Below are 11,851 nucleotides of genomic sequence, written 5' to 3' on the forward strand. Positions count from 1 at the left end.
CACCCCCGCGTATTCAACAGTTTGACGGATTTAGACCCCCCCGCTATACTGTAGACGATTGTTTTGCACATTTATTATTATATTGCACAAATGTGCTTAATATTAAAACTTTTATGAAGATGAATGGTTCAGATGGAATCAAGGTATCTCTAAATAAAAACAAAAAATCAAACAAGTGAGGTGCTGGAAATGAACCCTTTAAAGTGGGCAATTGTCGGTCCAGGAAGTATAGCTGCCGAATTTGCGGCTGCGCTGAATGAAACGGGAGGAACGTTGTATGCGGTTGGGTCGCGAAGCTTGGAGAAAGCACAACAATTCGCTAATCAATATGGAGCCACGAAAGCTTATGGAAGTTACAGTGAAATGCTGCAAGATCCTGCAATTGATGTAGTGTACATCTCTACGCCACATAGCAATCATTATGAATACATCATTGAAAGCTTACAGAATAACAAACATGTTCTCTGCGAAAAAGCAATCACGGTGAACAGCAAACAACTTCAAGAAGTCACCCGACTTGCCGCTGAAAAGGATCTGGTTGTGGCCGAAGCTATGACCATCTACCATATGCCACTGTATAAGAAACTGCGGCAGCTCATTGATGACGGCATCATCGGGCGCCTCAAAATGGTGCAGGTCTCCTTTGGCAGCCATAAAGAATATGATGTGAACAACCGTTTCTTCAGCAAAGATCTGGCGGGCGGAGCACTGCTGGATATTGGGACATATGCGCTGTCCTTCACAAGATTCTTCCTGTCCAAACAGCCCCATGAGATTCTTACTACGGTAAAACAATTCGAGACAGGAGTGGACGAGCAATCCGGTATTATTCTTAACAATGCGGCAGATGAAATGGCGGTAATCTCCCTTACAATGCGCTCCAAAATGCCTAAACGGGGGGTGGTTGCAGGAGAGCTCGGATTTATTACCGTAGACAATTTCCCGCGGGCCAGCAAAGCCACCATTCAATATTTGGATGGCACAGTAGAGACGATTGAAGCTGGAGATACAGCCAAAGCTTTGCAATACGAGATTGAAGATATGCAGCGGTATATTGCAGATAAAAGCCATAAAGAGACCCTCAACCTCTCCTTGGATGTCATGGACATTATGAGCAATGTCCGGGAGCAATGGGGGATCAAATATAGCTTTGAATAAATAAACCGTAACTTAGGCAAATGATTGTTTTTCGAGGTAGATCGCCCGTATTCATCACTTATTCCCCCCATCTGCATTAATGTTAATGAAGTCAAAGTATGGGAGAGTGAATATGGGTGGCCTATAAAAGAGACCGGATCGTTGTCATTATTCAAAAAGGAAAACGGCGCATAATTACAAGGACCCCCCTCCACGGAGTGGACAGATTAGTCTTTGTCATCAACAATCAATATACGAACGCCCCCAACACTACACAAATTGCAAGCGGTGCAGGGCGCAGCAGCGCAAGCGGCAATAATGCCGCCATTGCTTCTCCCTATACACGCCAACAACAAAGTGTCGGCGCAGGCGGTGATGCGACTAACCTAGGCAGCGGGGGCTACAAACGCGGCAAAGCTAAGCCCCTCTTATTATATCCGTATCGCAAAGAAGTTGTGGTCGTTATCAATACCCAGACGGTTAAACTGCCTAAACGGAGCCAGAATGCCTCCGCAACTCAGGTAGCAAGCGGAGGCGGAACGTTCAGCACCGGTGGAACAAACTCCGCTATTGAAAGCCCAGGAACAAGACAGCAGCAGGCGGTTGGTGGAGGATCGGGTGGGCACGCCACTAACAAAGGCACAACTAAACGGCGCCACCTCAAACAACGGTCTCGTTAACCCTATTGGGACTATATAACAAGCATAGCAAAAAGCATGGGCAAACCTGACGAGATCAGGGTGCCCATGCTTTTTGCGGTTTGGCGAGTTGCGCTATAGGTACTTTTTAGTACCTATAGCACTTTAAAGTACGTACTATACTTAATGGACAGATCTCTTCATAATAGCACTTACCGGCCGGTGATTAACACAGCGTAGGAGTGAAAGAAATGTCCTTAGATAAAAAAAGAAGCACCTTGGCGCTCTTAGCTCTAGCCATTAGTGCCTTTGCGATTGGTACCACTGAGTTTATCAGTGTGGGGCTGCTGCCTCTAATCGCCACGGATCTGCATATACCGGTAACCACAGCCGGGTTGACCGTTACTTTATACGCTTTAGGAGTAACTTTTGGCGCACCCATCTTAACGTCGCTAACCACGTCGATATCGCGCAAAACCTTACTGCTAAGCATTATGATCGTCTTTATTATCGGCAATAGTCTTGCGGCGGCTGCGGACGGAATTACATTGCTGTTAATCGCGAGAGTAATTTCCGCTCTGGCCCATGGCTTGTTCATGTCGATTGCTTCGACTATTGCCGCCGATCTCGTGCCTGAGGATCGTAAGGCCAGTGCCATTGCCATCATGTTCACTGGACTTACAGTAGCTACTGTTACGGGCGTTCCACTAGGTACGTTCCTTGGCCAACAACTCGGCTGGCGTGCTGCATTTGTTGCTATTATTGCTATCGGGCTTATAGCACTCATCGGCAATCTGATCCTTGTTCCTTCATCCGGGCTGCGCAAAGGCACCCATACACCCCTTCGTGAGCAAGTTAAGCTGGTCACCAATGGGCGTTTACTGCTTGCCTTCGCAATTACGGCTTTGGGCTATGGGGGCACATTTGTAGTCTTTACTTATTTATCACCCCTTCTGCATGAGATCAGCGGCTTCAAAGAGAATACAGTCGCCGTAATCTTGCTTGTATACGGCATTGCGGTTGCCATCGGGAACGTGATTGGAGGTAAAGCCGCCAACCGCAAACCGATGAATGCTCTATTCTATATGTTTGCAGTCCAAGCTGTCGTCTTATTTGTCTTAGCTTTTACCGCACCTTACAAGGTTGCCGCACTGATTACGATCTTCTTTATGGGACTGTTAGCTTTCATGAACGTGCCCGGCTTGCAAGTACATGTCGTTACGCTTGCAGATCGATATGCGCCAAGTGCACGAGATGTAGCTTCTGCATTAAATATTGCTGCTTTTAACGCTGGTATTGCCATTGGTGCGTACCTTGGCGGCATCGTCACAGATCATATGGGACTGATTCATACCACTTGGGTAGGTGCCATCATGGTTCTGTCCGCTGTATTACTAACGGCATGGAGCCGTGCTCTGGAGAAGAAAGATGAGGCTCCTCTCCAGACTAAAGCTGCTTAAAGAGCAGTCCATTAACAACCCAAACAAACTTTTAAATATCTTAGGAGGTTACTTTATTATGGCTCAACATCTACAGGATACAACTACATTACACAACGGTGTAAATATGCCTTGGCTAGGGCTTGGCGTATTTAAAGTGGAAGAAGGCGCAGAACTGATACAAGCGATCAAATCCGCTATTAGACACGGTTACCGCAGCATTGACACTGCCGCAATTTATGAGAATGAAACAGGCGTGGGACAAGCCATCCAAGAGGCTCTGCAAGAGAACAGCTTGTCCAGAGAAGAGCTTTTCGTAACCTCAAAGGTCTGGACCGCAGATATGGGCTACGAAGAAACCATTGCCGCCTACGAGACTAGCTTAGCTAAACTCGGACTTGAATACCTGGATCTGTACCTTATTCACTGGCCTGTAAAAGGAAAATATAAAGAGTCTTGGAGAGCGCTTGAAACGTTGTATAAAGAGGGCCGGGTAAAAGCCATTGGGGTCAGCAACTTCCAGATTCACCATCTTGAAGATGTACTGAAGGATGCTGAAATTAAGCCGATGGTCAATCAAGTTGAATTACATCCTTATTTGAATCAGCAAGAGCTGCTCGACTTCTGCAAAGAGCAAGGAATCCAATTAGAAGCTTGGTCTCCGTTAATGCAAGGTCAATTGTTCGATCAGCCTGTACTGAAACAAATTGCCGTCAAACATGACAAATCCGTCGCTCAGGTTATTGTCCGTTGGGACCTGCAACGGGGGATTATCACCATTCCTAAGTCTACTAAAGAACACCGGATCATCGAAAATGTAGACGTGTTTGATTTCAAATTATCTGACGAGGATATGACTCTAATTAACTCTCTCAACCAAGATCAGCGGGTAGGTCCAGACCCAGATCATTTTGATTTCTAAGGGATTACGCACCTTGCACTAACACTATAAGCACCGGCAACACGAGAAACGAAGCAAGCGTCGTCCACAAAATACATTTGGATACCAGCTCCGGTGAGGCATTAAAACGCTCGGCTAGCACGACGGCGTTGACGGCAACTGGCATAGAAGCCAAAATCAGCAGCACAGAGAACAAGGTTCCGGTAATTTGCAGGATCGATAATCCGAGGTAAGCCACTAGCGGCGCTAAGATTAATCGAATCGACAGCCCAGTCCAAAAAGTAGACTGACCCTTGCGTGCGGATGGCATGTTTCTCACTTTAACCATCTGTGCGCCAAGGATCGCCAGTACCACCGGTGAATATCCTCCAGCTACCAAGGCAACCCCTGTAGCCACCTCTGCAGGCAAATGCAGGCCAAAGATACGGAGAAGAAGGGCCAACAGAGCTGCGTAAATGGCAGGAAGTGAAAAGACCGATTTTACTGCATTTTTTACCGAGAACTGAGATCTTGCTGCAAAATAAACGCCTATCGTATTCACGATAATCATCTGTCCGATCACATATACAGAGGCCTTATCGAGACCAAGCTGTCCGAAAGCTAGCAACACCAGCGGAAGTCCATAATTCACGCTATTCGTAAACGTTGAAATCAAGGTCAGACCGGATACTTCGGATGGATCTAGCTTCAATAATTTTCCGACTATATTCGCAATCGCCCATAAGAAGATTAGATTTAGAAGCGAAAAGGCGAGCGTCTTATAAATATCATTCATGGATATCTCGGCAGTAGCCAATGTATTTAAAATAATTGCCGGCGTTAAAAAGTATAGATAAAGCGTCAATAACGGCTTCGTATCCAGATTCTTAAACCGCCCAAGTAGCGCACCCACGATCACAGGAATGGACAAAGGCACGATGACTTGGTATAACGTCGATAACACACTTTGGATCATGAATAGAACTCCTCTGCTGTAGGTTACTTCAAACTATAAGCGTAACAGCACAGAACGTCTAAGATATGAAATCAATATACCTCATAGCCAAAACCTATCATACCAGCAAAAAAGCTCCCAACCCTTACAAAGGGTTGGGAGCTTTTCGGTATATTGTTACATCATTTTGATCTCAAGCAACTCATATTTAATGATGCCCATCGGTGCATTTACACTAACAATATCGCCGACCTTTTTACCCAGCAATTCCTTGCCTAGCGGGCTTTCATAGGAAATCTTGTTATTAAGAACATCTGCCTCAGCAGCTCCAACAATTCTATATTCGATCTTCTCCGAATATTCGATGTCATTCAGAATAACAATACAACCCATACTAACCTTTGACAGATCCATTTGGCTCTCATCCACGATCTTGGCTTTGGTCAACATTTTCTCCAGAATCATAATACGAGTCTCCATGAACGATTGATCGTCCTTGGCCGAATGGTACTCACTATTTTCCTTCAAGTCTCCATAGCTGATCGCCAATTTAAGCCGTGCGGCCAATTCCTTACGCCCTGCGCCTTTCAATTCCTTCAGCTCTTCCTCTAATTGAGCCAACCCTTCTTTGGTCAAGAACACTTCTTCATTAGACATGTATACAACTCCTATTTAGATAATTTACAGCTTGAACATATAAATGCTTATATTTTAAAAAAATCCCTGCCACAATTGAACATTGGGCAAGGAGGTCAATGCTGCTTAATTATTCTGGCAAATGCTCTTTACAAAAAAGGAGTAACGCTTCTTCCTCGTCCTCTTCCATATCGAAATCGAGCAGTTGACCTGAAGTTGTCTCCTGTAGATCATAACTTACGATGCTGACTTGATCTTCATCCACCTTAATAATCGCTCTAGCGGATACTCCGTTCTCTACATACAGCTCATCATCCTCTGGAACGTCCAGTTGAACGACAAATTCATACCGTTTACCGGTTAGTATACCGAAAGGATCTTTTACATTCTCCACATTGTAGCCCGTAAATGTCAACATAACTCAATCAACCTCTTTTCCTAATACCTGCCACGTCATTGTATCACAAAAAGTAACATATTGTTGTCGAGGTAGTCCATCAAGCCATGGCTTTGGATTTCTTGATTTGTTTGCTTCGCAGCTGTCCGCAGGCAGCATCAATATCCACACCATGCTCCAGACGAGTGCTTACGCTGACACCCTGCTTCTTCAAGGTATCAAAAAAGGCCCGCACCGTCTCCCGCTCGCTTCTTTGATATTGGCTGTGTTCATCCACCGGGTTATAAGGAATCAAATTCACATTGACGAGCGGGCGTCGATCGCCAATCAGCTCGGCCAGTTCAAGCGCATGCTCTCTGCCGTCGTTTACATCCTTCATCAGAATGTATTCCAGCGTAATTCTCCGCTTGGTTTTCTCCAAATAATAATCTATAGACTCCATTAGCTTCTCTATTGGAATGGCCTTGTTAATCTTCATGATCTGCGTCCGCAGTTCATTATTAGGGGCATGCAAAGAAACCGCCAGGTTCACCTGCGTATTCGCATCCGCAAATTCAACGATTTTGTTAGCCAATCCGCTCGTTGATACGGTAATCCCTCTACCCGCAATTGCTAGTCCCTTGTGATCTTTGACAATCGCCAGGAAATCGAGAAGGTTCTTGAAGTTATCGAATGGCTCGCCAATGCCCATCACTACGACGTGACTGACCTTTTGATCCAGGTTCGCCGCATCCAGATGCTGCTGGACCTTCATAATCTGCTCCACAATCTCTCCGCTGGAGAGATCCCGGCTCTTCGCCAATAGCCCACTTGCACAGAAGCTGCAGCCGATATTGCAGCCCACTTGCGTGGTTACACATACAGACAAGCCGTATTTCTGTCTCATAAGCACTGTCTCGATCAGGTTGCCATCCTTTAGGCGGAACAGGAACTTAATCGTTCCATCCGCAGATTCCTGCTTCACATGTTCTTCCAAGGTATGAATGACAAAATTCTGCTCTAATAATTCTACACAATCTTTATTTACATCGAGCATTTCCGAAAAGTCTGTAATCCGCTTCCGATAAAGCCAATCCCAGACCTGCGTAGCCCGAAACTTTTTATGTCCACGTTCTAACAGCCATGCCGCCAGTTGATCAAAAGTTAATCCATAAATGGATTCTATGTTCATTCGTTATCCTCTTTTCAAAACGTTAAAGTTCAGACCATCACTACTCATTGTCTCAAATTTTTTTTATTAAAACAAGGGGAGTTATTGGGTTGTGTCGAAGTTTACACCATTAAAGTCTGTTCTATGAACATGTATCTAAGGAGCGATGGAATCATATGGGTTCAACAAGAATAAAAGCAATCAGCCTCACCCTTCTAGCTGCCGTTCTAATCCTTGGCGGTTTTTTAGTGTATATTACTCTCACTGACTATAAACCACAGGAGATTACTACCCTTACTGTAAACAATAATCCGCAGCAAGTACTGAAGCAGGGAGAGTCCTTCTCGGTAACCACCTTTAATATTGGCTACGCCGGGTTGGATAAAGGCCAAGATTTCTTTATGGATGGCGGAACAAAGTCACGCTCAAGCAGTAGGGAACAAACGAAGACAAACCTTGAGGCCGTAGCGTCCCTTATGACAACTACAGACTCGGACCTGTTCATGTTGCAGGAGGTCGACGTCGATTCTTCCCGTAGCAACGGTATAGATGAAGTCTCTTTCTTGTCGAATAAGTTCGCTGATTACAGCAATGTTTTCGCGACCAACTACAAGGTACCTTGGGTACCGCTTCCAGTTCTTGATCCGATGGGCTCGGTGAACAGCGGTTTATTAACTTTATCCCGTTTTAACAGCACAAGTAATATTAGATATGATCTCCCGGGCAAAGAAACCTGGCCTCGCCAACAATTTGATCTCGACCGTGCTTTTGTGGAGAGCAGATTCCCCGTTGATAATGGAAAAGAACTGATTCTAGTCAATCTTCATTTATCAGCTTTTGACCAAGGCGGAACGATTCGCAAACAGCAATTGGAGTATTTATCGGCTTATATCAAGAAGGAGAATGACAAAGGGAATTACCTCATCTTAGGGGGAGATTGGAACCATTCCCTTCCGGGTACAGCTCCTGATGCTTTCGAGACAACGCAGGATTGGCCGCAATGGCTGCAAGAATTCCCTGAACATTTTCAACAGGGCTTTCAGTGGGCTGTAGATGCCAAGGTACCCTCCGTCCGGACGCTCGATGTTGCCTATACAGAAGGTGTGAATTTCCGCGCAGTGATTGATGGCTTTCTAGTCTCACCAAACGTCAGCATAAGCGGCGTACAGGGTCATGAGTTATCCTTCGAACACAGTGATCACAACCCTGTAACAGCCACTTTTATTCTGCAATAACATGGATTCTCTGATTCTATTTAAACACAACAAATTTCAGGTTTTTCTCTTGAAAATACTTAATGATAGCAGGCAAAGCTTCTACAGTAATCTTCTTTTCGTGAAATAGATAGACTCCGCCGGACGGATCGGCATGATGAACATATTGAAGAATATCCTCTGGGTTCTTGACGTTCCAATCCTCGGGATCACGATTCCACAATAATACCTTCATCTGCTGTTCCGTCACCTTGGCGGTTAACTTGTCATTGATCGCCCCATATGGCGGCCGAAAAATAGTAATCGGCGATTGTGTAATTTGCTCCAGCGCCTGATTAGTCTTCGCCAAGTTATTCCGGTTCTCCTCAACGCTATTAGCAGTCATTTTGCTATGATCCCACGAATGACTCCCAACCGACATCTTATGCTCATCAGCATACCTAACGGCTTCCGCATTATGAGCTACTTTATTCCCAATGAATAAAAAGGTGGCAGCCACCTTATGTTCTACTAGAATATCTACGATCTCTTTCGTATACTTTGACGGTCCATCATCAAATGACAAGGCAACGTAACCCTTTGGCAAGCTATACAAAAATTCATTCTCGGGTAATTCATACTTTTCGTACGGCAATGTCTGTTCCTGAGGAGGGGCCGAAGGTTCTGGTGTAGGCTCGGCTTGCTGGTTATGAACCGATATCGTCTGCGCAAGGGTAACGAACGGCACCGAAAGTAATGGCTCAGAGTCGGCCCCTAATACGGGTTCCTCCAGCGCTTCAGCACTATCTACGAGTTGTCCATCCATTCGCAGAGGTAACACAAATATCAAACAAGCGAACATGAGACACAGCAGTGCAACCAGTCCAATTCGTTTGGTCTTCTTTCTGCTTATCCTATGCCCTGGTTCTGTAGAGGGAAGCATGGTCTGAACTACCCTCTCCTCTTCTGCTTGAGGATAGTCCTGCTGCTTTAATTGAAGAAGTTGGGTTACATAATATTCAGAACAGGCAAAATACAATGTTTCGCTGTATGCTCTGTTCATTATAATCAGTGTGCTGTAGTAACTATTCCGAAAAGGATCCCACTTCGGATACAGCGACAATCTCATTCTCCCTCCGGAAAAGGGACCTAGCGCCTTCAATTGTTCGTATGTAAATTCATCTATGGTGAGCTTGCTTCTTGCGTACCCAACATTACGGGTTAGACCTACCTCAATCTGATAACCGGCCTGTTCATGCTCAAGCGACAGTAACTCAATCATTAGAATGGTGTCCGGTTCCTTAGATGCCATGAATCCTATGTATCTCCGTTTCCATCATTTCGATCCGTCAGACTACTGCCACTCCCAAAAGGAACCGTCATCCGATTGGTGAAATCGCTGATCATACCCGAGAGATACGCCTTTTCTTGGCGAATCGTATCGTACTTCTGTTTTAAATGTGCATTCTCAATCTCAACCCGTCCGATTTTCTCTTCCAGATCATTCATCTTTTTAAGTTTCTCTGCATGGGCTTCGTTATGTTTTTGAATCAGATTTACATATTTTTGCTGCTCCAGCTCAATGGTACTCTTTAATTCCTCGATCTCAGCTGTGAGCGCAGTTTGAAGCTCGCGGTAATCCTCCAGCACTTGATCGACCTTCAAATTTCTCTCAATCAACTTATGCTCAAGCTCGCGGACATTCTTTTCTCTTTCCTCAATGACCTTATTAAGGTTTTTCATATCCCGGTTTAATCGCTCCACATGACTGCTGGAATGGGTCAACCGATCCTGAAGCTCATTAATATTGGTCTCCGCATGTTGTCTGGCCTGAATAATCTGCTCCACGGAGAAGATCAAATCGAGTGATTTTTTATCAAGCTGAGCTTTGCCTGTCGTAACCAATCCAGCTAAAGTCTCGTCCGAGGTCTTTTCTTCTATTTCTTCGACCTGATCATCTAATAACTGTACCTTTTGAACCATATCCGACTTGGATTGCTTATCCACTGAATCTTTCTTTTTAAAAAAGGGGGAAATCATCGATTTTATCACCTCAATTATAAAAAAATGTCAAAAAATGTCGAGTGCCCACGAGTCTATTATAGTTTACTTATCTTGTATGTAAGTGAGCCTTTATATCTAACTTTCTGAAATGCACCTAAAGACCTATTTTCTTCTGCAAAATAAAAAAAGCACCCCTTCGGGTGCTTTGATTTCAATTGAATTTATCGGGAAATTGTTTGATCAATCCCTCGGTTAAGATATCTGCGAACATGATCATATGCTCCAGCCCTTTATCAAATGCGACAATTTCGGCATCCCAATCCTTTTTAACTCTAGCCGTCACGTCATCAGTAATCAATTCCAGATGTTCATGAAGCATTTCCTTTAATTGTTCATAAGAATATTTGGGATTCTGACTACTAAGGAACTTGGCAATGTCATCGGCGTTGGTATACCACTCTTTATTGTATTTTTCCACATCGGCCTGATTTCCAGCCTTCGCAGCATCTAGGACTTTTCCGGCAATAAGAATATGCTCCCGCAATAATTGAGCTACCTTATCTCCAACTGCCTCACCGTAATACGGTTTAAAGGCATCCCCTATGTCCTGCTGATTCTGTAACAGCCTTGCCAGTACCTTCTCCTTATCCTCGGAATCTGCAAAGGCGCTAACAATGTAGTTTTTTGTCCATACCACATGATCGATCCATAACTTCCTAAGATTATCCTTAAGCTCAATTACGGAAGGGGTTAAGCATTGCTTGTGGGAGCTCTTTTTCTCTTTAGCTGCTGCAGCATCAGCAATTGTAGGTGTAACACTTACAACCAGAAACATACACAATAAGGTTAGCTTCAACATCAAATTCTTATTTTTCAATATGACCTATCTCCTTGTGAACAGTAATGGATTTGAATATCTTGTATATTGTGCACCTTTACTTCCATTTCATTCACAGCTGATCTCAGAACACAAAAAAAGCACCATCACGTGGACGGCGCCTGAGTCTAACTATTATCTAAACATCACTTTGTCTACATTGTATTTAGATTTCAGTTCATTAATGATATAGGTTTCGTAGATCTCTCTATGAACTGGACTTTCGATTAAACATACATCAATTCTGGTGACCTCGTCCCGATGTTGCTTGATGTCAGATACGGTGTCTTCAAAATGTTTTTTAATTCTTGGTCTTAGCTTTCTCGCTTTACCTACAAACAACAACTCATCTTGATCATTGTAGAACATAAAGATACCGCCGTAATCTCTCGGAATCAGGTGAAAGTCCGTAAATCCGTAAATATTGCTTAACTGCGGGTTAATTTGTTTAGTAATACTAACATCCGCTTTGGGAATCGTTATGTTGATCATTAGCTCACGTCCTCTTTCTATATAGGAGTAAATAGTATCATAAATCGCTAAGT

Annotated in this window: 13 protein-coding genes; 5 read left to right on the forward strand and 8 right to left on the reverse strand. The window is 44.2% G+C overall.

The genetic code is table 11. The features are described 5' to 3' along the window. Positions 1–189: 189 nt before the first annotated feature. The 4 genes from NSQ50_RS29960 to NSQ50_RS29975 all read left to right on the forward strand — a co-directional run bounded on the left by NSQ50_RS29960 (position 190) and on the right by NSQ50_RS29975 (position 4,136). Positions 190–1,158 carry a Gfo/Idh/MocA family protein gene (locus NSQ50_RS29960; RefSeq protein WP_076191635.1) on the forward strand — a complete coding sequence of 323 codons (969 nt, stop codon included), beginning with the start codon at positions 190–192 and terminating at the stop codon, positions 1,156–1,158. A gap of 116 nt (positions 1,159–1,274) precedes the next feature. Then, entirely contained in the window at positions 1,275–1,817 is a 543-nt protein-coding gene (locus NSQ50_RS29965; RefSeq protein ID WP_081383190.1) for a hypothetical protein, read from the forward strand. A gap of 209 nt (positions 1,818–2,026) precedes the next feature. Continuing rightward, positions 2,027–3,235, forward strand: a complete 1,209-nt coding sequence (locus tag NSQ50_RS29970) for an MFS transporter (protein WP_076222380.1) — start codon at positions 2,027–2,029, stop codon at positions 3,233–3,235. Positions 3,236–3,293: 58 nt separating this feature from the next. After that, complete coding sequence (locus tag NSQ50_RS29975; protein ID WP_076222381.1) at positions 3,294–4,136, forward strand: aldo/keto reductase; 843 nt, start codon at positions 3,294–3,296, stop codon at positions 4,134–4,136. A gap of 4 nt (positions 4,137–4,140) precedes the next feature. Here NSQ50_RS29975 and NSQ50_RS29980 read toward each other — a convergent pair whose 3' ends face one another. The 4 genes from NSQ50_RS29980 to rlmN form a co-directional block, all read right to left on the reverse strand. Then, positions 4,141–5,070 (reverse strand): AEC family transporter, encoded by a 930-nt coding sequence (locus NSQ50_RS29980; RefSeq protein ID WP_076222382.1) that lies wholly within the window; start codon positions 5,068–5,070, stop codon positions 4,141–4,143. A 156-nt stretch (positions 5,071–5,226) separates the two neighbouring features. Beyond that, positions 5,227–5,706 carry a transcription elongation factor GreA gene (gene greA / locus NSQ50_RS29985; RefSeq protein WP_036682220.1) on the reverse strand — a complete coding sequence of 160 codons (480 nt, stop codon included), beginning with the start codon at positions 5,704–5,706 and terminating at the stop codon, positions 5,227–5,229. Between the two features lie 109 nt (positions 5,707–5,815). Beyond that, positions 5,816–6,103 (reverse strand): DUF6509 family protein, encoded by a 288-nt coding sequence (locus NSQ50_RS29990; protein ID WP_036682221.1) that lies wholly within the window; start codon positions 6,101–6,103, stop codon positions 5,816–5,818. Between the two features lie 79 nt (positions 6,104–6,182). Next, complete coding sequence (gene rlmN, locus NSQ50_RS29995; RefSeq protein ID WP_036682223.1) at positions 6,183–7,253, reverse strand: 23S rRNA (adenine(2503)-C(2))-methyltransferase RlmN; 1,071 nt, start codon at positions 7,251–7,253, stop codon at positions 6,183–6,185. Positions 7,254–7,408: 155 nt separating this feature from the next. On the opposite strand from rlmN, the gene NSQ50_RS30000 reads away from it, so the two are divergent. Beyond that, positions 7,409–8,467, forward strand: a complete 1,059-nt coding sequence (locus NSQ50_RS30000) for an endonuclease/exonuclease/phosphatase family protein (protein WP_076140633.1) — start codon at positions 7,409–7,411, stop codon at positions 8,465–8,467. A 16-nt stretch (positions 8,468–8,483) separates the two neighbouring features. Here the strand turns inward: NSQ50_RS30000 and NSQ50_RS30005 are convergent, their stop codons facing one another. The 4 genes from NSQ50_RS30005 to NSQ50_RS30020 form a co-directional block, all read right to left on the reverse strand. Next, positions 8,484–9,737 (reverse strand): polysaccharide deacetylase family protein, encoded by a 1,254-nt coding sequence (locus tag NSQ50_RS30005; RefSeq protein ID WP_076099743.1) that lies wholly within the window; start codon positions 9,735–9,737, stop codon positions 8,484–8,486. A gap of 5 nt (positions 9,738–9,742) precedes the next feature. Continuing rightward, a complete protein-coding gene (locus tag NSQ50_RS30010; RefSeq protein ID WP_244886407.1) occupies positions 9,743–10,432 on the reverse strand; it encodes a hypothetical protein in 690 nt (229 codons plus the stop codon). A gap of 208 nt (positions 10,433–10,640) precedes the next feature. Then, entirely contained in the window at positions 10,641–11,306 is a 666-nt protein-coding gene (locus tag NSQ50_RS30015) for a glycosyltransferase (protein ID WP_235219468.1), read from the reverse strand. Between the two features lie 135 nt (positions 11,307–11,441). After that, entirely contained in the window at positions 11,442–11,798 is a 357-nt protein-coding gene (locus NSQ50_RS30020; RefSeq protein WP_036682230.1) for a nucleotide excision repair endonuclease, read from the reverse strand. Positions 11,799–11,851 lie beyond the last annotated feature (53 nt).

The organism is Paenibacillus sp. FSL R10-2788 (assembly GCF_038003885.1).
GTDB classification, from domain to species: Bacteria; Bacillota; Bacilli; order Paenibacillales; family Paenibacillaceae; genus Paenibacillus_AQ; species Paenibacillus_AQ odorifer.

Excerpts from the sequence above, each read along its gene's own strand:
- NSQ50_RS29960 (WP_076191635.1), top strand. The coding sequence starts at position 190 with ATGAACCCTTTAAAGTGGGCAATTGTCGGTCCAGGAAGTATAGCTGCC.
- NSQ50_RS29970 (WP_076222380.1), top strand. The coding sequence starts at position 2,027 with ATGTCCTTAGATAAAAAAAGAAGCACCTTGGCGCTCTTAGCTCTAGCC.
- NSQ50_RS29975 (WP_076222381.1), top strand. The coding sequence starts at position 3,294 with ATGGCTCAACATCTACAGGATACAACTACATTACACAACGGTGTAAAT.
- NSQ50_RS29980 (WP_076222382.1), bottom strand. The coding sequence starts at position 5,070 with ATGATCCAAAGTGTGTTATCGACGTTATACCAAGTCATCGTGCCTTTG.
- greA (WP_036682220.1), bottom strand. The coding sequence starts at position 5,706 with ATGTCTAATGAAGAAGTGTTCTTGACCAAAGAAGGGTTGGCTCAATTA.
- NSQ50_RS29990 (WP_036682221.1), bottom strand. The coding sequence starts at position 6,103 with ATGTTGACATTTACGGGCTACAATGTGGAGAATGTAAAAGATCCTTTC.
- rlmN (WP_036682223.1), bottom strand. The coding sequence starts at position 7,253 with ATGAACATAGAATCCATTTATGGATTAACTTTTGATCAACTGGCGGCA.
- NSQ50_RS30000 (WP_076140633.1), top strand. The coding sequence starts at position 7,409 with ATGGGTTCAACAAGAATAAAAGCAATCAGCCTCACCCTTCTAGCTGCC.
- NSQ50_RS30005 (WP_076099743.1), bottom strand. The coding sequence starts at position 9,737 with ATGGCATCTAAGGAACCGGACACCATTCTAATGATTGAGTTACTGTCG.
- NSQ50_RS30020 (WP_036682230.1), bottom strand. The coding sequence starts at position 11,798 with ATGATCAACATAACGATTCCCAAAGCGGATGTTAGTATTACTAAACAA.